Annotated in this window: 32 protein-coding genes, 3 pseudogenes and 1 riboswitch; of the genes and pseudogenes, 9 read left to right on the top strand and 26 right to left on the bottom strand. The window is 35.8% G+C overall.

From position 1 onward, the window contains the following. Window positions 1–32 precede the first annotated feature (32 nt). From rpe to thiD, 7 genes are all read left to right on the top strand, one after another. On the top strand, window positions 33–710 hold the full coding sequence (gene rpe, locus AC5LXI_RS05530) for a ribulose-phosphate 3-epimerase (protein WP_493443878.1): 678 nt from the start codon (window positions 33–35) through the stop codon (window positions 708–710). After that, window positions 703–1,398 (top strand): phosphoglycolate phosphatase, encoded by a 696-nt coding sequence (locus AC5LXI_RS05525; protein ID WP_493443877.1) that lies wholly within the window; start codon window positions 703–705, stop codon window positions 1,396–1,398. The genes rpe and AC5LXI_RS05525 overlap by 8 nt, the downstream gene beginning before the upstream one ends. Before the next feature lie 23 nt (window positions 1,399–1,421). Then, window positions 1,422–2,417 (top strand): tryptophan--tRNA ligase, encoded by a 996-nt coding sequence (gene trpS, locus AC5LXI_RS05520; RefSeq protein ID WP_493443876.1) that lies wholly within the window; start codon window positions 1,422–1,424, stop codon window positions 2,415–2,417. Window positions 2,418–2,518: 101 nt separating this feature from the next. Beyond that, window positions 2,519–3,880: a Trk system potassium transporter TrkA gene (gene trkA, locus AC5LXI_RS05515; protein WP_493443875.1), complete on the top strand. Its 1,362-nt coding sequence runs from the start codon at window positions 2,519–2,521 to the stop codon at window positions 3,878–3,880. 52 nt (window positions 3,881–3,932) lie between these two features. After that, a riboswitch (TPP riboswitch) is annotated at window positions 3,933–4,028 on the top strand. Window positions 4,029–4,080: 52 nt separating this feature from the next. After that, window positions 4,081–4,869 carry a hydroxyethylthiazole kinase gene (thiM, locus tag AC5LXI_RS05510; RefSeq protein ID WP_493443874.1) on the top strand — a complete coding sequence of 263 codons (789 nt, stop codon included), beginning with the start codon at window positions 4,081–4,083 and terminating at the stop codon, window positions 4,867–4,869. Between the two features lie 9 nt (window positions 4,870–4,878). After that, window positions 4,879–5,535, top strand: a complete 657-nt coding sequence (gene thiE / locus AC5LXI_RS05505) for a thiamine phosphate synthase (protein ID WP_493443873.1) — start codon at window positions 4,879–4,881, stop codon at window positions 5,533–5,535. Continuing rightward, a complete protein-coding gene (gene thiD / locus AC5LXI_RS05500; RefSeq protein WP_493443872.1) occupies window positions 5,532–6,326 on the top strand; it encodes a bifunctional hydroxymethylpyrimidine kinase/phosphomethylpyrimidine kinase in 795 nt (264 codons plus the stop codon). Before thiE ends, thiD begins: the two co-directional genes overlap by 4 nt. Before the next feature lie 91 nt (window positions 6,327–6,417). On the opposite strand, the gene AC5LXI_RS05495 is transcribed toward thiD, so the two are convergent. Then, window positions 6,418–6,621 carry a heavy-metal-associated domain-containing protein gene (locus tag AC5LXI_RS05495; RefSeq protein ID WP_493443871.1) on the bottom strand — a complete coding sequence of 68 codons (204 nt, stop codon included), beginning with the start codon at window positions 6,619–6,621 and terminating at the stop codon, window positions 6,418–6,420. A 500-nt stretch (window positions 6,622–7,121) separates the two neighbouring features. On the opposite strand from AC5LXI_RS05495, the gene AC5LXI_RS05490 reads away from it, so the two are divergent. After that, window positions 7,122–7,331: a SymE family type I addiction module toxin gene (locus AC5LXI_RS05490; RefSeq protein WP_493443870.1), complete on the top strand. Its 210-nt coding sequence runs from the start codon at window positions 7,122–7,124 to the stop codon at window positions 7,329–7,331. Window positions 7,332–7,349: 18 nt separating this feature from the next. Here the strand turns inward: AC5LXI_RS05490 and AC5LXI_RS05485 are convergent, their stop codons facing one another. The 10 genes from AC5LXI_RS05485 to AC5LXI_RS05440 all read right to left on the bottom strand — a co-directional run bounded on the left by AC5LXI_RS05485 (window position 7,350) and on the right by AC5LXI_RS05440 (window position 12,672). Further along, window positions 7,350–7,631: a YrhB domain-containing protein gene (locus AC5LXI_RS05485; protein ID WP_493443869.1), complete on the bottom strand. Its 282-nt coding sequence runs from the start codon at window positions 7,629–7,631 to the stop codon at window positions 7,350–7,352. Window positions 7,632–8,249: 618 nt separating this feature from the next. Beyond that, window positions 8,250–8,552, bottom strand: coding sequence for a contact-dependent growth inhibition system immunity protein (locus AC5LXI_RS05480; protein WP_493443868.1), 303 nt, complete (start codon window positions 8,550–8,552; stop codon window positions 8,250–8,252). A gap of 55 nt (window positions 8,553–8,607) precedes the next feature. Then, window positions 8,608–8,841, bottom strand: coding sequence for a hypothetical protein (locus AC5LXI_RS05475; protein ID WP_493443867.1), 234 nt, complete (start codon window positions 8,839–8,841; stop codon window positions 8,608–8,610). 334 nt (window positions 8,842–9,175) lie between these two features. Next, window positions 9,176–9,379, bottom strand: coding sequence for a hypothetical protein (locus AC5LXI_RS05470; RefSeq protein WP_493443866.1), 204 nt, complete (start codon window positions 9,377–9,379; stop codon window positions 9,176–9,178). Window positions 9,380–9,440: 61 nt separating this feature from the next. Beyond that, window positions 9,441–9,581, bottom strand: a complete 141-nt coding sequence (locus AC5LXI_RS05465; RefSeq protein ID WP_493443865.1) for a hypothetical protein — start codon at window positions 9,579–9,581, stop codon at window positions 9,441–9,443. 547 nt (window positions 9,582–10,128) lie between these two features. After that, the gene (locus tag AC5LXI_RS05460; protein ID WP_493443864.1) at window positions 10,129–10,632 is read right to left on the bottom strand and encodes a hypothetical protein; all 504 of its coding nucleotides are present in this window, start codon (window positions 10,630–10,632) and stop codon (window positions 10,129–10,131) included. A 103-nt stretch (window positions 10,633–10,735) separates the two neighbouring features. Beyond that, window positions 10,736–10,981: a hypothetical protein gene (locus AC5LXI_RS05455; protein WP_493443863.1), complete on the bottom strand. Its 246-nt coding sequence runs from the start codon at window positions 10,979–10,981 to the stop codon at window positions 10,736–10,738. Window positions 10,982–11,037: 56 nt separating this feature from the next. Continuing rightward, window positions 11,038–11,205 (bottom strand): RHS repeat-associated core domain-containing protein, encoded by a 168-nt coding sequence (locus AC5LXI_RS05450; RefSeq protein ID WP_493443862.1) that lies wholly within the window; start codon window positions 11,203–11,205, stop codon window positions 11,038–11,040. 165 nt (window positions 11,206–11,370) lie between these two features. After that, window positions 11,371–11,931 (bottom strand): hypothetical protein, encoded by a 561-nt coding sequence (locus AC5LXI_RS05445; protein WP_493443861.1) that lies wholly within the window; start codon window positions 11,929–11,931, stop codon window positions 11,371–11,373. Window positions 11,932–12,111: 180 nt separating this feature from the next. Beyond that, window positions 12,112–12,672 (bottom strand): hypothetical protein, encoded by a 561-nt coding sequence (locus AC5LXI_RS05440; protein ID WP_493443860.1) that lies wholly within the window; start codon window positions 12,670–12,672, stop codon window positions 12,112–12,114. Between the two features lie 321 nt (window positions 12,673–12,993). On the opposite strand from AC5LXI_RS05440, the pseudogene AC5LXI_RS05435 reads away from it, so the two are divergent. Further along, window positions 12,994–13,107: pseudogene (locus AC5LXI_RS05435) on the top strand (SymE family type I addiction module toxin); the annotation flags it as partial. Window positions 13,108–13,467: 360 nt separating this feature from the next. Here the strand turns inward: AC5LXI_RS05435 and AC5LXI_RS05430 are convergent. The 15 genes and pseudogenes from AC5LXI_RS05430 to AC5LXI_RS05360 all read right to left on the bottom strand — a co-directional run bounded on the left by AC5LXI_RS05430 (window position 13,468) and on the right by AC5LXI_RS05360 (window position 19,840). Then, entirely contained in the window at window positions 13,468–13,857 is a 390-nt protein-coding gene (locus AC5LXI_RS05430) for a hypothetical protein (protein WP_493443859.1), read from the bottom strand. Between the two features lie 170 nt (window positions 13,858–14,027). Beyond that, window positions 14,028–14,327: a hypothetical protein gene (locus AC5LXI_RS05425; RefSeq protein WP_493443858.1), complete on the bottom strand. Its 300-nt coding sequence runs from the start codon at window positions 14,325–14,327 to the stop codon at window positions 14,028–14,030. Further along, window positions 14,303–14,518, bottom strand: a complete 216-nt coding sequence (locus AC5LXI_RS05420) for an RHS repeat-associated core domain-containing protein (RefSeq protein ID WP_493444260.1) — start codon at window positions 14,516–14,518, stop codon at window positions 14,303–14,305. The genes AC5LXI_RS05425 and AC5LXI_RS05420 overlap by 25 nt, the downstream gene beginning before the upstream one ends. A 125-nt stretch (window positions 14,519–14,643) precedes the next feature. Further along, window positions 14,644–15,039: a DUF6960 family protein gene (locus AC5LXI_RS05415; protein ID WP_493443857.1), complete on the bottom strand. Its 396-nt coding sequence runs from the start codon at window positions 15,037–15,039 to the stop codon at window positions 14,644–14,646. Further along, window positions 15,029–15,316, bottom strand: a complete 288-nt coding sequence (locus AC5LXI_RS05410; protein ID WP_493443856.1) for a hypothetical protein — start codon at window positions 15,314–15,316, stop codon at window positions 15,029–15,031. Before AC5LXI_RS05410 ends, AC5LXI_RS05415 begins: the two co-directional genes overlap by 11 nt. Window positions 15,317–15,617: 301 nt before the next feature. Next, window positions 15,618–15,908, bottom strand: coding sequence for a barstar family protein (locus AC5LXI_RS05405; protein ID WP_493443855.1), 291 nt, complete (start codon window positions 15,906–15,908; stop codon window positions 15,618–15,620). Between the two features lie 205 nt (window positions 15,909–16,113). Further along, the gene (locus AC5LXI_RS05400) at window positions 16,114–17,025 is read right to left on the bottom strand and encodes a hypothetical protein (RefSeq protein ID WP_493443854.1); all 912 of its coding nucleotides are present in this window, start codon (window positions 17,023–17,025) and stop codon (window positions 16,114–16,116) included. Window positions 17,026–17,078: 53 nt separating this feature from the next. Continuing rightward, complete coding sequence (locus tag AC5LXI_RS05395; RefSeq protein WP_219997409.1) at window positions 17,079–17,300, bottom strand: Imm31 family immunity protein; 222 nt, start codon at window positions 17,298–17,300, stop codon at window positions 17,079–17,081. 11 nt (window positions 17,301–17,311) lie between these two features. Continuing rightward, window positions 17,312–17,383: pseudogene (locus tag AC5LXI_RS05390) on the bottom strand (polymorphic toxin type 17 domain-containing protein); the annotation flags it as partial. Between the two features lie 133 nt (window positions 17,384–17,516). Further along, window positions 17,517–17,603: pseudogene (locus AC5LXI_RS05385) on the bottom strand (hypothetical protein); the annotation flags it as partial. A 146-nt stretch (window positions 17,604–17,749) separates the two neighbouring features. Next, window positions 17,750–18,166, bottom strand: coding sequence for a hypothetical protein (locus tag AC5LXI_RS05380; RefSeq protein ID WP_493443853.1), 417 nt, complete (start codon window positions 18,164–18,166; stop codon window positions 17,750–17,752). Between the two features lie 100 nt (window positions 18,167–18,266). Further along, window positions 18,267–18,542 (bottom strand): hypothetical protein, encoded by a 276-nt coding sequence (locus AC5LXI_RS05375; protein ID WP_493443852.1) that lies wholly within the window; start codon window positions 18,540–18,542, stop codon window positions 18,267–18,269. Beyond that, window positions 18,517–18,990, bottom strand: a complete 474-nt coding sequence (locus AC5LXI_RS05370) for a cysteine peptidase family C39 domain-containing protein (RefSeq protein WP_493443851.1) — start codon at window positions 18,988–18,990, stop codon at window positions 18,517–18,519. The genes AC5LXI_RS05375 and AC5LXI_RS05370 overlap by 26 nt, the downstream gene beginning before the upstream one ends. Window positions 18,991–19,008: 18 nt before the next feature. Next, window positions 19,009–19,323, bottom strand: a complete 315-nt coding sequence (locus AC5LXI_RS05365) for a hypothetical protein (RefSeq protein ID WP_493443850.1) — start codon at window positions 19,321–19,323, stop codon at window positions 19,009–19,011. Beyond that, on the bottom strand, window positions 19,295–19,840 hold the full coding sequence (locus tag AC5LXI_RS05360) for a hypothetical protein (RefSeq protein WP_493443849.1): 546 nt from the start codon (window positions 19,838–19,840) through the stop codon (window positions 19,295–19,297). The genes AC5LXI_RS05365 and AC5LXI_RS05360 overlap by 29 nt, the downstream gene beginning before the upstream one ends. Between the last annotated feature and the right edge of the window lie 12 nt (window positions 19,841–19,852).

Genomic DNA, 19,852 nt, shown 5'->3' with positions numbered 1-19,852 from the left:
TATGTATAAGGTTTTATTAGTAGAGGTATGTTATGAATGAGTTTATTATTGCACCATCAATATTATCCGCCGATTTTGCTCGACTTGGTGAAGATACTCAAAAAGTGTTAGATGCAGGGGCCGATGTTGTGCATTTTGATGTAATGGATAACCACTTTGTGCCCAACTTGACGATGGGTAGTATGTTTTGTAAGGCACTTCGCGATTATGGCATTACAGCTCCGATTGATGTTCATTTAATGGTTTCCCCAGTTGAAGATTTAATTACCTCATTTGCCAAAGCTGGCGCCACTAATATCTCTATTCATCCAGAAGCCACTATTCACCTTGATCGTTCTTTGCAGTTAATTAAAGATCAGGGTTGTACGGCAGGGATTGTACTTAACCCAGCTACGCCGTTAGATCATTTAGATTATGTGATGGACAAAGTCGATATTATTTTATTGATGGGCGTTAATCCTGGTTTTGGTGGGCAATCATTCATTCCAACTACACTTAAAAAATTACAGCAAGTTAAACAGCGTATTGTTGATTCGGGAAGAAATATTCGCTTGGAAATTGATGGCGGAGTTAAAATTGATAATATTGCTGAAATTGCTAGAGCGGGTGCTGATATGTTTGTTGCTGGTTCAGCCATATTTAGTCAACCTGATTATAAAACCGTTATTGACGCAATGCGTAAAGAATTAGCAGGAGTTAACCATGGCTAAGTTAAATGATATTCAAGCCATCGCTTTTGATTTAGATGGAACTTTAGTAGATAGCGTGCCAGGCCTTGCCCTAGCAGCGCAAAAAATGTTAGCAGATTTGAAGTTACCAACTGTTACCAATGAGCAAGTGAAAAACATGGTAGGTAATGGTATTGATGTGATGCTTGAACGCGTGTTTAAAGCGATTAATGTCAATCCGTCTAAAGCAGATTTTAGTCAAGCTAAACAGCTGTTTAGTCAACACTATGATAAGGTTATGGATGCGCAAACAACGCTGTTTCCCCATGTTAAAGAGACATTAAAAACACTTTATGAAAATCATTATCCATTAGCTTTGGTTACCAATAAACCTGCGCAGTTTTTACCTGCTTTATTAACGTCTTTAGGTATTAAAGCCTATTTTTCATTGGTACTTGGAGGGGGGGATGTGATTAAGTTAAAACCACACCCTGCCCCACTTTATCAAGTCATGGCAACCTTTGGGGTATTTAGCGATCAGTTGCTGTTTGTTGGGGATTCGAAAAATGATATAACTGCCGCAAAAAATGCTAACTGCCCAACGGTGGCGTTAAGCTATGGTTATAATTATGGAGTGTCAATTGCAACTAGCGAGCCTGACTTTTTATTTGATGATTTTCAAGAGATATTAACCCTATTACCTCAGCCAAAAGCTGATGCAGAAAAATAATGAGTATAAATTAGGAATAAATTATGAGTAAACCAATTGTATTTAGTGGCGCTCAGCCATCTGGAGAACTAACATTAGGCAACTATTTAGGTGCTTTGAAGAATTGGGTGTCTTTGCAAAATGAATATGATTGCGTTTATTGTATCGTCAATCAACATGCTATCACGGTACGACAAGATCCGAACAAGTTGCGTAAAGCAACACTTGATACGTTAGCCCTTTATTTGGCGTGTGGTATCGATCCACAAAAAAGTACTATTTTTGTTCAATCACAAGTTCCGGCGCATGCTGAATTAGGTTGGGCATTAAACTGTTATACCTATTTTGGTGAATTAAGCCGTATGACGCAGTTTAAAGATAAGTCGTCTCGTCATTCTGAAAATATTAACGCTGGGTTGTTTGATTATCCGGTGCTGATGGCAGCTGACATTTTGTTATATCAAGCTAATTTAGTTCCTGTTGGAGATGATCAGAAGCAACATCTTGAGTTGTCCCGTGATATTGCTATGCGTTTTAATGCGCTTTATGGCGATATTTTTACGGTTCCTGAGCCATTTATTGCTAAAGTGGGCGCTCGTGTGATGTCGTTACAAGATCCAACCAAAAAAATGTCTAAATCAGATGAGAACCGTAACAATGTTATTGGGTTACTTGAAGATCCAAAAGATGTTGAGAAAAAGATTAAACGCGCAATAACTGATTCAGACGAGCCACCTGTTGTGCATTATGATTTAAAAAATAAAGCTGGTGTTTCGAACCTATTAGATATTCTAACGGGTATCACCGGTAAACCAATTGCAGAACTTGAAAAAACGTTTGAAGGCAAAATGTATGGTCATCTAAAAACCGAAGTAGCAAATCAAGTTATTGATATGTTAACCGGTTTACAAACAAAATATCATCAGTATCGTGATGATGAAGATTATCTTCTTTCCATTATGCAAGAAGGTGCGCAAAAGGCTCGCGCTAAGGCAGAGCCAACATTGAAGAAGGTTTATGATGCAATCGGTTTTGTATAATCGAAAATAAGATTGCTATTATACTAAACAATATCAAACGGCTTTAATTGATATAAACGCTTTTAATACGATTAAAGCTATTTGATTATGATAGGTTAGTTATGAAAATTATCATTCTTGGTGCAGGTCAAACCGGTAGTGCACTTGCTGAGTATCTAGTAACTGAAAAGCAGAACGATGTTACGGTCGTAGATGAAAATCATGATAAACTGCAATCTTTACAAGAGCGTTTTGATTTACAAGTGATTTGTGGTAAATCGTCTTATCCACAAGTGTTAGAGAGCGCTGGTGCTGAATCAGCCGATATGTTAGTTGCCGTTACCAATTCTGATGAAGTAAATATGATGGCTTGTCAGATCGGTCATGTAATGTTTAACATCCCACAAAAAGTTGCCCGAATCCGTGCACCAGAATATAACGATGAAAAATACCCATTTTTTAACAAAGATTGCATTAACATTGACCATATCATCGCCCCTGAAAATTTAATCACCAATCATATTAGTCAATTAGTACAATATCCAGGCGCACTACAGTTTGCTTCGTTTTATGATAATCGTGTCTGTTTAGTTGCGGTAACCGCTTATTATGGTGGTGCATTAGTTGGGAGTGAACTATCTGAACTAAAAGAGCACTTACCGCACGTTGAAGCGCGTGTTGTTGCAATTTATCGTAAAAATCGATTTATTCGCCCAATTGGCTCAACTTTGATTGAAGCAGGGGATATGGTCTATTTTATTACTCCACCTCTCAACATTAAAGCGGTCACCAGTGAGCTACAACGGTTAGAAAAACCTTATAAGCGCATCATTATTAGCGGGGGTGGCGGCATTGCTGTTGCTTTAGCTAAACGATTAGAAAACGATTATCAAGTTAAATTGATTGAACGTAATGCCGAAAAAGCAGAATTAATTGCCGAGCAGTTAGTTAATACTACCGTATTACATGGTGAATCATCAGACCAAGAGTTATTGTCGCAAGAGCAAGTGGAACTCACCGATCTGTTCGTGGCTGTCACCAGTGATGATGAAGCCAATATTATGTCGTCAATGCTTGCCAAAAGAATGGGCGCGAAAAAAGTCATCGTACTTATTCAACGACAAGCTTATTTAGAGCTAATTAACGATAGCGTAATTGATATTGCTATTTCACCACAACACGCCACTATTTCAGAGTTACTCAGTCATGTAAGGCAAAATGGTGTGGTTAAAGTTGTCTCACTGCGCCAAGGCGAGTCGGAAATTGTCGAAGTGGTAGCCCATGGTGAGGCGGAAAATTCAAAATTAGTTGGTAAAAATATCAACAGTCTAAAATTACCTTCAGGCGCAACTATTGGTGCGGTGGTTCGTGGTGAAGATGTGATTATTGTAAATACCGATTTGATGATTGAAGATGGCGATCATTTAATCATTTTCTTACCTGATAGACGAGCCATTAGCGATATCGAAAGATTATTACAATAACTTGTTTAATTTTTAAACTCGGTACATAATAAAACAGTTTTATACAAATTCGTTCTTGGACTCGGGGTGTTTATTGCAAAAAACTGAGATTTTACCCGTTGAACCTGATTTGGATCATACCAACGTAGGGAAGTCTTAGTCTTAATTACCCATTTTGACACATTCTTCCCTTACTTTAATTAATTAGATAAGGAAAGAATATGTCGGCCATTAAATCATTTCCAAGCCATGATGCCATTGCCTTTATTGAGCAAGTTAAAAATCAACGCCCGTTAATCCATTGTATTACTAATGATGTGGTGCAAAATTTTACGGCTAATGTTCTACTAGCAATTGGCGCTTCGCCAGCGATGGTAGTTGCAGAGCAGGAAGTTGAGGACTTTGTTGTCATTGCTAGTGGTTTGCTGATTAATATTGGTACGATTGACAGCCATAGCGCCAAAAGTATGTTACTAGCTGCTGCAAAAGCTAATCAAACGCAAACCCCTTGGGTACTTGATCCGGTCGCTGTTGGCTCCGCTTTGAGATATCGCACCGACATTGCTAAACAACTATTATCCTTTAAACCAACTGTCATTCGCGCAAATGCTTCCGAAATTTTAGCATTAAGTGGCCTACAATCATCATCTAAAGGGCCGGATGGGCTTGATTCTAGTGATTTTGCATTAAATGCAGCAACACAATTAGCCGAAAAATATCAAACTATTGTCGCTATAACGGGTAAAGTCGATTATGTTACAGATGGCAAGCAAGTTTATAGTATTACCGGTGGCGATATCGCGCTAACAAGTGTAACCGGCACTGGTTGTTCATTATCTGCAATGGTGGCAGCGTTTATCGCCACATCTAAAGATCATCTAGCTGTTACCGCCGCAGCCTGCTTTATGATGAAAAAAGCGGGTGAACTCGCTAACAAGCGACAAGGACTAGGCACTTTTGCCATATCAATTATTGACCAACTTTCACTATTTAAGCAAAATCACCAATAAGGATATTTGATGAAAAAGCAACTGGATTTGACCCTTTACTTAGTGCTTGATCCGCTACTTTGTGGTGGCATAAACGGTATGGTTAATACTACAAAAATTGCCGTCGAAAATGGTGTTACCGCGGTGCAATTACGCTCAGAACAAGACTATTCAGGTAAAAATTGGTATCACGCTGCCCTAGCGTTAAAAGAGGTATTAAATAATACCTCAGTGCCACTATTGATTAATGATCATGTAGATATTGCTTTAGCTATTGATGCCGATGGTGTTCATGTTGGACAAAGTGATCTACCGGTCGAAGTGACCCGCCTCTTAATTGGTAATGATAAGTGGTTAGGACTTTCGGTTTCCAATCTAGTACAACTGGAGAGTGTTCCTTGGCAATTGGTCGATTATCTGGGCATTGGCCCAATCTTTCCAACCACCACCAAAAAAGATGCCGCAACAGCAACGGGTATTGACCAATTGACAGCACTGGTTAACACCAAACAGTGCCCAGCAGTAGCTATTGGTGGCATAGGAGTAAATAATTTAACCGAAGTGATTCAAACGGGTATTGAAGGTATTGCGGTAGTTTCCGCAATTTGTGGGCAAGCCGATATTGCTAAGGCTACATCTGAACTAATTAAAAAAATAAGACAAGCAAAAGAGGAAATAGGAGTATGACAACAGTTGCATTAACCATAGCCGGTAGTGATCCTAGTGGTGGCGCCGGTATTCAAGCGGATCTAAAAGCATTTTCGGCACTTGGCGCTTATGGCATGTCAGTAATTACCGCTTTAACCGCGCAAAGTACCCAAGGCGTTAATGGCGTACACGCCGTTCCGCCTGAATTTGTCGAAGCACAATTTAATACCCTTTATCAAGATATTGATATCGATAGCGTGAAAATTGGCATGCTGATGAATAAAGAGATTGTTACTTCAGTAGCCCACTTATTAAACAATAATCCTATTACCAATATTGTGCTTGATACGGTAATGATTGCCAAAGGCGGACATCCATTATTAAAAGCAGATGCCATTTCTGCTATTCGAGATCGGTTATTACCATTAGCTACCATCATAACCCCTAACCTTCCTGAAGCTGCTGCTTTGCTTGATTGTCAGGAGGCTAAAAACGAAGATGAAATGCAACAACAGGGTTATGAGTTACTCAAATTAGGCTGTCAGGCTGTCTTAATGAAGGGCGGACATTTGCCAAGTCAAGAAAGCCCTGATTATTTAATCACTCACAACAACATCATCAAAGTGACATCACCAAAGATCGCAACGAAAAATACCCATGGTACAGGTTGTACTCTCTCTGCGGCAATAGCAGCATTATTACCAAAACATAATTTAGAAGAAGCAGTTAAACAAGCCAAAAACTACCTACAAGGTGCTATTGAGCATGCGGATAGTTTGAAAATTGGTAAAGGAATTGGACCTACTCATCATTTTTATCAATGGTGGTAATGTAAGTTAGAAAGAAAATAATTCAATTTAAATTCAATTTAAATAGTTGCGAGGCTTGCTGAAATGCCTCGCTAAACCAATATATTTAACATTAATAAGCAATACCAACGTATTGAAAACCCGCTTCATCAATTGCGGCAATTGCCGCTTCTTGCGAAATAGTACCACCTTCAATATCAACCTCACGCTTGGTCAAATCAACACTAACTTTCGCTTTAGGATCAATATCATTAATTGCTTTAGTAATGGTTTTAACACAATGTTGGCAACTCATATTATCAACTATTAATTTCATCATTAACCCCTTTTGGTTATTTAATAATTTACCGGTAAACTATCAATGGCAACAAATCACAAAAATTAGATCATTCTCTCAATAATTTGCTAGCTATTGCCATTAATTAAATAAAATTTAATCCTTATATTACGCCAAAACAAACTAAAACCAAGCCTACTTAAAAAATAAATTAACCTAATTTTAATAAACTTGCCTAGATTAAGTTAAACGCGTCATCCGGTTGCACAACTAATTATCATTGAACGCTTGGCGACATAATTCAAACCATACTTCTTAAGCTAAGAATTTATTTTGATCTACATTTTTTTGTAAAAATAATTGAGGAGTCTATACCATCTTATTGATATTAGGATATGAATGAACAGGTCATAGTTTGGGGAAATTATACGTAAAAGAGTTAACTATAGCTATGGTACATTCTACGCTGAATAAAATGATTGTCCAAATAAGCAAGATTGAGGAGCATTATACTGTAGGTTAACTGCCATCACGCAGTGATGACAACCATACCGGCTATTTATTTTAAAGGGAAGTGGCTAAATCAGGCTGGGTTTACGGTCGATATCCGGCTGATTATCCATGTGATGCATGGCTGTTTAGTCATCATCACCGAACCTAAACATCAGGCTGATAACCGTAAGCTGTTGGAAGAGATACAGAAGACCCAGCAACTCATCTATAATATTATGGTTAAGATTAATCAGTGAAAAAATGAAACTCCCAATTTAGCATTTGGAGTTGCTTTTTTTGTCTTCATATTCTTGAAGGTACATCTCTATTGGATATGCAGTACCTAACTCATAAATTTCACCATTATCTTTATCAATTATGAAAGGACTATTTCCAATTAATTGAGTCGAAAAATCGCCAGTTTCAAGATATTCTCTAGATTGGAAACAAAAAAACCATCCCTCAGAAAATCTACCTATTAAAGTAAGTTCTACTGGGGTACTACAATCAGATAAATAGTTTTTAGCTTTATTAATTGCATCAGCAAAAGTAATCATTTGTTTGTCCTCAATAATTTAAAAGATATAAATTTGCTCATGTCTGCAACCTTACCGGTTTGTCCATCTAGAAGACGGATGGTAGCATTTTGGTTAACAACATTAAAAACATGTCTAGGCCGCCCCGGAACACACGAACCAAATACAATACATCTAGACCCCCGATCCTGCATTTGTCATTTATTCAATAATATTGTCTGGTCCGCTTATAACTTGAAACCTGGAGCCAAGTTCTTCTATTTAAATCTAAATCCAATAATTGATCAAGAGCATTAATGGTATAGCACTCGGTTGTGTTATTAGCATAACTGATGGTATTTAATATACCTTGCTCAGTCCAATGATAATGCGTCTCTTCTTTCATCGGGATAGCAAATACTCCTGCAATTTAAGTTCCGGTCATAATGATATTGGGTAACGTTGCCTAACGGGTCAATTTCTGCCAGTAATTCACCTTTTCCCGGGGTAGTTATAATCACCGCTAAGGAAGGCCAGTCAATTATCGAACTTGCGAAGTAGATCTAAGAACAGATATAAAGAGGATCCCCACGGGATGGTGAGGATTACTTAATTTTATAATTTACTATTTAGCCAATAACCAGATGTAATTATTTACCATTATGAATTCTGTAAAATAAATAGCATATGTACTAGCCAATCTTTGCTTGATGACCATTCATTCGGATAATAATAATTACAATCAATATCATCTAATATAATTCTTCGTAATTCGTTTTCATTATATGAAGAGTCAATCAATGATTGAATTTCTTTTATCATTTCTTGTTGTTCTTGAGCTGTTTCTGTTTTTTTATAGGACAACAAAGCTTCTTCAGCTCCCCCAAAGATTTCTTCAAAATCTTGATTCAAATAGCATATCAAATAATAAGATAATGCAGGATATTTTTCTGTTGCAATCATGGTGTTGGGTACCTCGTAATAATTTTATAACCGGTAAGCATAGAATGGGCTTTTGCTATAATAATTCTGGCGTTTGAGACTTGATTTGCGCTTGTTTGCCCCTTTGAAATACTAATTCATATTGCTGACGATGACTTATAATAATCTCTAAATAGCCTATTTGGTTTCCAAATAAATAGTTATTTATCTTAGATTGATTTGCATTAATTGCTTTGCTTGTAATAGCTTCAGCTATTGCTCTATCTGTAAATGAGGGTGCTGTTTTACATTTTCTGTAATTGCCCATCATAAATTCCTGATAAACGCCCGAAACTACCCATAACTAACTTATCAAGAGTTAACTATGGCTAAGGCACATTCTACGTTAAAAACCACCATTACTAAAACCAGAACGGTAAAACCACGGTCAAAGTACAGCTTAACGGTCGGCTACAAAATCCCAATGGCGAGCAACCTAACCCCAGACCGCAACAGATCATTAAAGACCGCTGGCTGGAAGCTTTCGGTTTTACCACAGGTCAGTCATCATTAATGCGCCGCCGGGGCTATTGATTATCAGGATTGAGATGACGATTTAGTATAGGAAGAGATAAAAAAATCCCTGATTGTCAGGGATCTAAAGGCTATCTAGTTAATCGAAGTGCGTTAAATGCTCCACATTTATCACATAACATCTGGCGCTCAACTTCAGAAGGATTATTTTCATTTGGAATATCTCTTACTTTCAAATAAACTTTTTGACAAACAGGACAAAGTACTTTTACGCTTGGGTCAGTAGCAATACTTTTTCCTGCTTTAATCCATTCCATAACTGTTTTATTATTCATATTATTTACTCTCCAAAACACTAGACGCTTTTTCTGCAAAATCGAAAGCTGCTTTCATCTCCTATGCAATTAATAAACTGGATACACCACTTGCCGAAGATAATGTATTTAAGCGGTGTAATTCATGTAGTATTGTTTTTTGCAATTCAGCTTGAGACTTAAATGCTCCCTTACCAATAAGGAACCCATTTTCGCCAAACATTGTCATTCCTGAGACTGATAGATTAGGTTCGTATTGTATGGTTCGACCATTAATAACCACAGTAACAGGTTGACCTGATACATGAGCTCACTAAATTTGAGACACTGCTTTTGAGTCTAAAATAGCCCTAACTTCATTAATAATTTTAGTCTTTATAACTTCGACACCGATAGTTGTTCGCCTTATCACGTTCATTATTGACCACAGACGGATGGAAATTTGCATCATCGGCATGACATTCGGTAGGTAGTAAACACTATAACTATTAATATGTTGATATTTTATATTGTCATCCCACATTATCAAAGCATTGCCCACATAGTTCTTTATCCATATCAGGCTTAAACGTATCACTGTTCCAAGGCATGAACGCCTTTAGATAGTTAGGTTCGCAGTAAATTACCAACTTATTCAATTGGAAATTTTTCGTTGAGCAAATAAAACTTAGCAAAAGGAGAATCAATATTAATAATACCATTTATTCACCTCAATAAGCCAAGTATATAAATACATACGAACCACCTGTAAAACTATCTATAATACAAAATTAAAGCCTAAAGCTATCTTTAAGATCTTGATACTCAATAAGTGATAACTCATTAACTTTAATAAAAATTAACTCATTTTCAAAACCGAATCCCATTTCAACCCTCTCCATCCTAATAAGTGTTTTCACTACTCGTTTTTCAGAAAAAACGACTAAAACACTACTCGTCGTTAGCGATACAGAATATTCAGATATTTGATCATAAATATTTTTATGTAACATAGATATATCGAAAATAGGAACCCCTTTTGATATTTCTAACACTTCAAATTCTATATTTTCAGTACTCGCTTTGTTAACCATTGTTAGCACAATACTTTTTAGCTCACCATATTTTTCTCCAATTCCAATTTCTAATAATGAATTATTAAAATTACCCGTTCGCCAATAGATTTTTTTTTCATTGAAAACGTTTTTTTCATCTACATTAACAGTAAAAGGAACATGATAATCAATTTCAACTGTATTGTTGACGATTGGATTAATATTAATAATTTTAAGCATTTTCAGCCTCTTATTTAGGATTATATCGAGCATGTTTTACAACAATATTTTGCCCTGCTTCTCTTGGCGCTGGTAGTATAAATTCCCACCATGGATCATGTTATCAGTAACAATACCATTTTTTTATTGCAACATTTAATGCTGATTCAAATTCTTTCAATACAACTTGACTACTTACAGATGTTGTTGCTGAGCCAATATGTTTATTTTTGCTAGTTAGATATTCCCATATATGTTTCGTGCCATTAGGCGCTATCCATAATTCTACATTATCAACTTTAATATTAAATGATTTAGGAATTGATGTTCCTTCATATGCAGGTTGTGTAGCTTTAATTGAATCCCACACAGTACCCGTAGTTCCATTGTTTACGGCTCCCGTGTCTCCTTTACACCTTCTGTTCCTTAACAGACTTCATTCAACCCCAATAGGTCTATCCAAGTGATTGGATTAGCCACGTAACTATAGGCATTTTCAACCCCCGCTAAACTAATCGGGTATTGACTAATGTAGCGTGCACAATGCGGGGCATAGTAACGGTGGCGATTATAATGTAACCCCCGATTCTTCATCAAAATATTGTCCCGGTAGTTTGCGGCGGTTGGGGTACCGTTTGAGAATTATTTGCTTGGTGAAGACTATTTTTTATACCCCTCGCATGGTAATCAATATAAAAATCGTTACCCTTAGGAGCGATAATATCATGAGTACCTGTTGGCGCTTTTCGGTGGTTGTATTTATGATATTGATATTTCAGTAGAAAAATCAAACCCCAATAAGTTAGCGTCTTCAACGCGTTGTTTAAATTCATCTGTTACAAAGACACAACTGATATCTTCTTCAATAGGAAATAAATAGTCATCAGTAATATTTTGAGCAATCAAAAATAGTTTTCTGATCATAAAACCATTTGGCCATTCTTCATAGACTGATTTTTCCTTGTCAAAACAACCGGATAACGGGTTGGTGGGATAATAACCAAAGAATTTTTTACGTTTACTCTCCGTGATAACCGGTAACAACTGCCCGCGAGGCTCTAAAATATCTGCCAGTGCCGTTAATGCCGATTCACTAAATACTAAAAATGGATTTAAAAAATCGCTGAAATCAAACTGATAATTCTTCTTACCCGAATCATTTCGTCTTAATTCAAGTTTAATGGGCTGGTAGTCGTTACCAAATGGTTTCCAGCGTTGATCTCTAACCCTTCCCATAATGCTTTCTTCGCCCTCAGGATAATCTTGAATAAATGAGCAAGTATTTTTTGATGTTGTTCTCAATAAATATATTTTTTTCATAATAATCTTGTATACCCAGTGGAGTTTTAATTTACTCGACGAAGACCATTTGTTCTCGTCTTCGGCACTTTAATAACATCTATTTTTCTTGTTGAATAATTAGCGCCATTTCATATCATCAGGCGCTTAGTATTGATTATAATATCATGGGTAACTGTTGGCGCTTTTAGGCGGTTTTATTTATGATGTTGGTATTTCAGTAGAAAAATCAAATCCCAATAAGTTAGCGTCTTCAACGCGTTGTTTAAATTTATCTGTCACAAAGACACGGCTCATACCTTCTTCAACTGAGAATAAATAGTCATCGGTAATATTTTGGGCAATCAAAAATGTTTTCTCGATCTTTAAACCTTTTGGATATTCAATATAATCTGATTTCTCCTTGTCAAAACAACCGGATAACGGGTTGGTGGGATAATAACCATAGAATTTTTTACGTTTACTCTCCGTGATAACCGGTAACAACTGCCCGCGTGGCTCTAAAATATCAGCCAGTGCCGTTAATGCCGATTCACTAAACACTAAAAATGGATTTAAAAAACCGCTGAAATCAAACTGATAATTCTTCTTACCCGAATCACTTCGTCCTAATTCAAGTTTAATCGGTTGGTAGTTGTCACCAAATGGTTTCCAACGTTGATCCATCGCCCTTCCTTGAATGCCTTCCTCATCCTCAGGACAATCTTGCATAAAAAAGCTAGTATCTCTTAGTGTTGTTCTTAATAAATATATTTTTTTCATAATAATCTTGTATACCCAGTTGAGTTTTAATTTGCTTGACGAAGAGCATTTGTTCTCGTCTTCGGCACTTTAATAACAACTTTTTAAGTCAGTGTTATTGTCGGCATAATATTATATGCTGGAAAAAATGTTAATTGTTTGATTATTTTAGTTTAGTGTAATTTGCCTGTAAAAATAATTGAGGAGTCTATACCGTTTTATTATTTTTAAGCATAAATAGACAGATCATAATGTAGGCAAAAGTCAATAAAAACTGTTTTAGGCATTATGTTTTTAATGCATCAGTCTAGACGCTCAATGAGTTAGAACAATACGGTTGGTTTCAATCCTAACGGCGAGCAAGCCAACCTTAGACCGCAACTGACCATTAAAGACCGCTGGCTGGAAGCTTTCGGCTTTACCACAGGTAAGCCAGTCATCATAGATGTGCAATAGTGGTTATTGATTATCAGGATTGAGGAGCTTATCTAAAATAAAGTAATCTAGATCTGTTCTTGATAATATCAATCCTATAATTAAATCAAAGACAGATCAGTTAATCATCTTATTAATATTGAAAATTCAGTAAAAATATAAGGTTGCAATCTTATTTCAACTTTTGTTCTTGTATCCTCTAGTACAACTTCGGTCGTTAGGTACTCACCTTCTATATCTTTTTCTATCTTAAAGTATTCTACACCCTCCATTAGATTGTGCGCTATTCTTCTCTGTTTATATTCTATAATTATTATTGAACTTACAATGCGGCTCTAAAAGATAATAGGTCAGATCTCCACAGGATGGGGATCTGACTATCTACCACCATTTAGGATAATTAGTAAATTCATTTCTGATTAATGAATAAACATCATCAGTAATCTTACTACTATAGGAAGCCGTCATAACGTTTCCCTCTGGATCTTGTCTCTTAATTGACCATGTTAACTCTATAACATCCTGTTTTTTTATTATTTTTATAATGAAAATATTATCCATATCATGTAACACTGCGCTTTCTCCCTTATTAAGTCCTTTAGAGAAGAGATCCCAAACATTACAATCAATCCAAATTCCACCACTGTATGCTAAATGATGAGTAAACTGTTTCATATTAATATCAATTTTAAATTTAATTGATGGTAAATAATCATCTATCTCTATCTCATCAAAAAATATTTTGATAGGATCATTTAAATTAATACTCATTAACATCCCCCTTTTATTTAACTGGCTGAGCGTGAATTACAGCAGGAAGATCACCTAGTTTTTTTAGGTGGTGCTAACTTTAATTCCCAACCATCAATTGTGATTAATTCATTATATTTAACACCATTTTTTGTAGCTGTATTAAGAGCACTCTGTAAACTATTCAATTGTTATTGTGACGATAATCTCACAGCCTCTGGTGTGTAATTTTTAGCCTTGAACTTAGCATATTCTGCAATATGTTCTGTTGCGTTTCCATGAACGCACACTTTTTGCCCATTAGGTAAAGTCATTTCAAATGATTTAGGTATAACTGAACCAAGATAATTAGGTTGGGTTGATTTTATCGAATCCCATACAGTACCTGTTGTTCCATTATTTACGGTAGCACTCGTCCCCTTTCCAGCTTCCGTTCCCGGACAGACTTCATTTAACCCTAAAGGGTCTATCCGAGTGATTGGATTCGCCACGTAACTATAGGCATTTCCCCCCCCGCTAAACCAACCGGGTCTTGACTAATGTAACGTGCACAGTGCGGGTCATAGTAACAGTGTAGATTATAACGTAACCCCGATTCTTCATCAAAATATTGTCCCGGTAGTCGCAGCGGTTGGGTTACCGTTTGATAATCAATCGCTAAGTTACCATAAGATTTATACACCGCACTCCATAAAATCTCCCCCTGAGCCGTCACTAACTGCTGCGGTGTCCCCAGTTGGTCATTGAAGTTCTACTTAGCAGATAATGGGATTCGGTTAACTAAAACTGTTCCCATTAGGTTTATTATTAAGCAGGGCTAAGCTCATCTTCTGAATAACGCCGGGATGATTTTTTACCATTGAAAGATAAATAATAATAAATTGGCTCATTATTTTTATGATGCCATCCTATATTCAATATGGTACCTATTTTATCTGTTGAAAATACAATTTCTACGCTATCCCCAACCATAAAACGAATATCTCTGACGGGTTTAAATAAGTCTGGTTTAACCAAGAAAGAATAATTGCCATAGTTCAATCTAATAAACTCACCACATTGTTCTGAGCAATAGAAAACTTTCCCATGTAAAACTAATTTTCTTACATCTTCTAGGTCGTTAGAATAAATTAAAGTAGGATCGTCCTCATTAAACCAACAATATAGACCCCAAGAATTTTTAAAATCCAAACTATTTATCATATGATTTATTCCCTTGAAAATCCTTACTAAAATATTTTTCTGGCAATTTTTTGAATGCATCTTTTGCAGCACCCAAAGCCTCTGCTCCTGATTTGTAGTGACCTGAAACATTATGTATAGAATAAATTTTACCAGCTCTAATTTCGACAATTCCGGCTCCAAGAACTTGAGGATCTTTGCCACCAATTAAAGTAGGGTGTGGCATTCTTTCTCCACTACGAGTTCCAATAATCATATTTCCCTTTTGGTCTATAACATACATAAATTGAGCATTCATATTTTTACTACCAATACGACCAGTATCGGTTAATAATCCAGTGATATTTGAGCTGTAGGATTATTTTATATGCACCATTAACCAGAACACCGGCAGCTTTATCTGTCGCCTGAGTCGTTGGATCTACTGACCACTTCTGAGTAGTTTGTGCTGTCGTCCCCTTTCCAGCAGGGGTTGTTGATTATCAGGATTAAGGGGCTGAGCTAAGAGGTAAAACAAGATCCCCATGGGTTAGGTGGGGATTTAGCGATCTTAATCAGTAAAACCGATAGACCAAGAGCCCCGCCAACTGAGGGGTATTCTACTGAATATCAAAATTAAACCTTTCCTCTAGACCAGATTTTATATCTTGCTCCCGAACTAATTCAAAAATTTTCACAATATGATTAAAAGTATCACCTAAATATTTTTTTGAATAATCCGAGTTCTTCCAAATAATTAGAATAGGGCGCTCTACGTCATAACTTAAGCAGTCCCATAAAGCATCCAGATTTTCACCATAATATTTACTAAAACTCAATAAAAAAGCTATTTCTTTATGAAAATCAGATTCCGAATGAATATTTTCTCCATTTAATGTTATTAGTTTCATGATTATTTCCATCGTCCAATTTGTGTTGTGGTTTTATAGTGGTCGTTATATGCAGTAAACCGTCATTTGAATACAATAGCCTTGTTGGTTACTTCTGGACATTGTATTACTTAGACCAATATCAGCTTCATACCAAATACGACCAAGGGGGGGTAGGTAATACTCCTGTCGTATTATGAAAAATATCTCCACCAATAGGTTATTACTACTCTAATTCAGTTATGCTTGCTGAGCCGATTTTTATTTCTTTTGGTAATGTATAAACTATTTCTTTTATACTTTGCGGTAGCTCTCTTAAAGATAATGGATTCAGAGGTTTTGCAACTAAAAAATAGCTATTATCTTCATAATTAATATCATAACTAAATACCCCCCTTGAAGCCGAATTAATATAACTCCTTAGATATTGTTCTCTTTTAATTTGATCGAGAAACTCAGGCAAATTATCTTCAATAATTTCAATATCACATCGTTTTTCTAAATTAAAAAAATAATCATATAGTTCTTCATAATTCTTAATTGAATCAGCTACTCTTTCAGGTACCGCGGTTGTACCACCCGAAGTAAAGTGTGCTAGATTGCCATTATAAAATGCAGCAAACCAGTCAAGATCGGTAGTGCTTATAAACTCATCAGTCATTCTCATTATTTTTTTAACTCCAAATACGTTTGTACAATTTTCACAACGAGGCTCGGGTTTTCCATTACGAGGACGTACAGCTTGAGTAAATTGAATATCTTTTAATTTAAGATTAGGATTATTTAATAACAACTCGTTAGCTGCTCTAAATTCAGCACAAGCACCTAATACGTTACCACATGAAGTTTTAACACCTAACCCACCTAATTTATCAGCATAAGCTTGTACTTCTGGCGCTATTTTAGCGGGAACTGTTCCACTTGATGTAGTAACCACTTTACCAGTTAATGGATCAACAGCTCCAATTGCTGTCGCTGGTTTATATTTACTATTACCTAAAGATGCTACGTATTGATCTAATTCTTTATTTGCATTAGCCAATAAAGAATTATTCCTCGTCGTCCCCTTTCCAGCTTCCGTTCCCGGACAGACTTCATTCAACCATAAAGGGTCTATCCAAGTGATTAAATTAGCCACATAACCAGCAATAAATAAGTTCCCCGCTGAGTAATCGGAGATCGTGTGCTAACTCAGTAAAAATCTTCTCGTTTGAATTTTTTACCTGTAGGAATAAGATCTTCTTTATCAAAACAATCTATTGTATCTTTATCATGCAATAACACTGCATACCCATACAAAATATCATCTTCCTCACTAACCCCCATAACTACACCTTTCCTCCCAGAATATTGTTTATGCTTGGTAGTAGGAAGAACTTCAACTTCTGAATAAAAATCAATTTTATCTATCATCGTAATCTCAACTATTTATGCGTTATTTTTCCATCTAAAGATACGTTTAAATGTGAACCATCACGACTTGCCCAACCAAGCTGCGATTAACCATAAGGCGGCTTCGTCCATATGATTAACCGATGCGGCGATTTCCTTATCCGGCATCGGTAATTGAGTAACAAGGTTTTCATGGACTGACCAGGTAATGGTGTGGTCGTTGTCATTAAAAACAAGCTAATGTTGCAATGAATGATTCCAACCGTAGCCAAATACCGAGCTTACTTCTACCGCTGTTGCACGATATTGTCGTTTGAATATAAACGGATAAACGCCTTATCGAGGAGTTAACTATGGCTAAGACACATTCTAAGCTAAAATCATCGATGCGCAACAGGGGCTGTTGATTATCAGGATTGAGGGGTTGAAGGTAAAACAAGATCCCCCACGGGTTAGGTGGGGATTATTCATTAGTAGATGGTTTCACATTGTATGCTAGATAGTTTTATATTTCTTAAAAACACACTCATTTTTTTTAGATACCAATTAAAATCTGGAATATCTTCCCCAGATAAATACCGACGATTTATTGACAATGACATAGATAAATAGTTAGGGTAAATTAATAAATTACCCCCTGATTCATTATCATAAACCATCACTATACCGATTTTATCCATAATATTATGAGAGTTTATAAACTCGTCTAAATTGAACAAATTCATGTCGATATTCAACCAGTTATAATCATCGATATCATTTGACGATAGATAAGTAACCATATTTTGATAATAAATGTTCCCGCCATTATTTATTAGGCACTTTAATATCTCTTTAGGAGAATATTCTTGTGCAAAATTTATATCTATGCTGACTTGCATTCCCATATTAATATTCCTTAGGTTGAGCAGGATAAGTTAATTATTGAGTTTACTATACAGATCTAAAAAGAGATAAAAGCTCCCCGACTGGAGGGAGCTTTACTATTTAAAGTAGCTTAATAGGGAACATTACATCATTTCCCTTTATATAATCCCATACAACTTTATATAGTTTCTTATATATTGCAGGTTCATAAGGCATTAGTGACATTAATAATTCTGATAATTCATCTGATGAAGTCATTACAGGTATATCACCATCCTTCGGTATTGCCGTAAATGTTTTATGAATATTATTAATAAGCAAGAATAAACTAATAATCCCATTTTCATACTTAATATCATTAAGATAAATATTATCTATTGAAGACTGCAACTCCATTCCAAGTTCCCTTAAATTCTTTTTGAGTCATCTTATAACTAGTATCTTTCCAAGGGTCATGAATTAGTACATTACCAGCCTTATCAGTGCCTTTTACAACAACCCAGTGACCAACTTTATTACCTTTATCCCACATCATGGCACTCCACCAACCTGTTTTATTTAGTGCATCAAAAGCTTGCTCACCAACAAAACCATCGTCCCAATTTCCACCTTGCTTACTTAGATCTCTTGCCAGTTGTTCTGGACTTTTCAACGAGGTTCCTAGTTTTGTTTGGTTAACAAAGATATTTCTATCCTTTAATAACATTTGACCGCGGGCAGCACCACAACACGTTGGAGTAACTTGTTTAATCACATTAGGATCTGTTATTTCATCAATCACTTTCCCGTTTCCGCCAGCACCACCTTGAGTTGGTGAACCTGTCGTCCCCTTTACCAGCAGCATTGCTATTTTTGTGAACAACTAAATTGTATATGGATAACTTATAGAACAATTTACACAAACTAAGGATAAATCTACCCAACCTTGCATCTTTAAATAATATACATTATCATCTGAGTCCTTTAATATCTCAAGTTCACCTATATATGCAGGTAAAATATCCTCTTCATCAATATTATTTTGATATTGTAATGTGATAATGTTATTTATATTAATGGTGCAAACCTTGTCGCCATTATCCATATTTAAAATTTCTATATTAGCTTCATTTTTATCTAATTTAACAGAAAAAAACGATAAATTAACGTCAACTAATTTTAAATAATGATCTTTCATTATATTTCTTACCATTTTCCGCAATCTTAGGTTTCATAGGGATAACCTTACCAGTAGGTTTTACTGTATCAATACGTCCGTCAGGATGCTTATAAGTTGTATATCCTCCAGTACTAGTTCCTTTTAACTGAAAGCCTTTAGAAATAAGATCAGAGTGTAATTCACTTAATGTTGTAGGTTCGAATTTATTTGTTTGCTTTCTAGCATTCTCCAAGCCTTTCTCATTTACTACATACTCATCAAAATTACTGTTTTTATTAGCCTGTTGATTTACTGCCTGATTATTATTTATATTATCCTTTGTTTCTTTATAATCACCAAATCCTTGCTCAACATTATTTTTACCATACTGATTTTCAAAATATTCTTTGTCTAATTTGTTAACATCAGATAATGCCTCATCCAATTTACCTGCTTTATTAGCATCTGAAATAACTTTATCTGATTTATTGATAAGTTTTTCTGTCTTACCTACATTCCCCAATCCTTTAGACGGTGTAATTATACCAATTAACAATGCCGCTGAATT

It is taken from the genome of Gilliamella sp. LMG 34361, assembly GCF_984569075.1.
The sequence above is the reverse complement of the archived record's forward strand: the minus strand, read 5'-3'. Positions and strand labels throughout refer to the sequence as shown.

Coding starts and splice junctions, on each gene's coding strand:
- rpe (WP_493443878.1), top strand. CDS start 33: ATGAATGAGTTTATTATTGCACCATCAATATTATCCGCCGATTTTGCT.
- AC5LXI_RS05525 (WP_493443877.1), top strand. CDS start 703: ATGGCTAAGTTAAATGATATTCAAGCCATCGCTTTTGATTTAGATGGA.
- trpS (WP_493443876.1), top strand. CDS start 1,422: ATGAGTAAACCAATTGTATTTAGTGGCGCTCAGCCATCTGGAGAACTA.
- trkA (WP_493443875.1), top strand. CDS start 2,519: ATGAAAATTATCATTCTTGGTGCAGGTCAAACCGGTAGTGCACTTGCT.
- thiM (WP_493443874.1), top strand. CDS start 4,081: ATGTCGGCCATTAAATCATTTCCAAGCCATGATGCCATTGCCTTTATT.
- thiE (WP_493443873.1), top strand. CDS start 4,879: ATGAAAAAGCAACTGGATTTGACCCTTTACTTAGTGCTTGATCCGCTA.
- thiD (WP_493443872.1), top strand. CDS start 5,532: ATGACAACAGTTGCATTAACCATAGCCGGTAGTGATCCTAGTGGTGGC.
- AC5LXI_RS05495 (WP_493443871.1), bottom strand. CDS start 6,621: ATGAAATTAATAGTTGATAATATGAGTTGCCAACATTGTGTTAAAACC.
- AC5LXI_RS05490 (WP_493443870.1), top strand. CDS start 7,122: ATGACAACCATACCGGCTATTTATTTTAAAGGGAAGTGGCTAAATCAG.
- AC5LXI_RS05485 (WP_493443869.1), bottom strand. CDS start 7,631: ATGATTACTTTTGCTGATGCAATTAATAAAGCTAAAAACTATTTATCT.
- AC5LXI_RS05480 (WP_493443868.1), bottom strand. CDS start 8,552: ATGATTGCAACAGAAAAATATCCTGCATTATCTTATTATTTGATATGC.
- AC5LXI_RS05475 (WP_493443867.1), bottom strand. CDS start 8,841: ATGATGGGCAATTACAGAAAATGTAAAACAGCACCCTCATTTACAGAT.
- AC5LXI_RS05470 (WP_493443866.1), bottom strand. CDS start 9,379: ATGAATAATAAAACAGTTATGGAATGGATTAAAGCAGGAAAAAGTATT.
- AC5LXI_RS05465 (WP_493443865.1), bottom strand. CDS start 9,581: ATGTTTGGCGAAAATGGGTTCCTTATTGGTAAGGGAGCATTTAAGTCT.
- AC5LXI_RS05460 (WP_493443864.1), bottom strand. CDS start 10,632: ATGCTTAAAATTATTAATATTAATCCAATCGTCAACAATACAGTTGAA.
- AC5LXI_RS05450 (WP_493443862.1), bottom strand. CDS start 11,205: ATGAAGAATCGGGGGTTACATTATAATCGCCACCGTTACTATGCCCCG.
- AC5LXI_RS05445 (WP_493443861.1), bottom strand. CDS start 11,931: ATGAAAAAAATATATTTATTGAGAACAACATCAAAAAATACTTGCTCA.
- AC5LXI_RS05440 (WP_493443860.1), bottom strand. CDS start 12,672: ATGAAAAAAATATATTTATTAAGAACAACACTAAGAGATACTAGCTTT.
- AC5LXI_RS05430 (WP_493443859.1), bottom strand. CDS start 13,857: ATGAGTATTAATTTAAATGATCCTATCAAAATATTTTTTGATGAGATA.
- AC5LXI_RS05415 (WP_493443857.1), bottom strand. CDS start 15,039: ATGATAAATAGTTTGGATTTTAAAAATTCTTGGGGTCTATATTGTTGG.
- AC5LXI_RS05410 (WP_493443856.1), bottom strand. CDS start 15,316: ATGAATGCTCAATTTATGTATGTTATAGACCAAAAGGGAAATATGATT.
- AC5LXI_RS05405 (WP_493443855.1), bottom strand. CDS start 15,908: ATGAAACTAATAACATTAAATGGAGAAAATATTCATTCGGAATCTGAT.
- AC5LXI_RS05395 (WP_219997409.1), bottom strand. CDS start 17,300: ATGATAGATAAAATTGATTTTTATTCAGAAGTTGAAGTTCTTCCTACT.
- AC5LXI_RS05380 (WP_493443853.1), bottom strand. CDS start 18,166: ATGGGAATGCAAGTCAGCATAGATATAAATTTTGCACAAGAATATTCT.
- AC5LXI_RS05375 (WP_493443852.1), bottom strand. CDS start 18,542: ATGGAGTTGCAGTCTTCAATAGATAATATTTATCTTAATGATATTAAG.
- AC5LXI_RS05370 (WP_493443851.1), bottom strand. CDS start 18,990: ATGCTGCTGGTAAAGGGGACGACAGGTTCACCAACTCAAGGTGGTGCT.
- AC5LXI_RS05365 (WP_493443850.1), bottom strand. CDS start 19,323: ATGAAAGATCATTATTTAAAATTAGTTGACGTTAATTTATCGTTTTTT.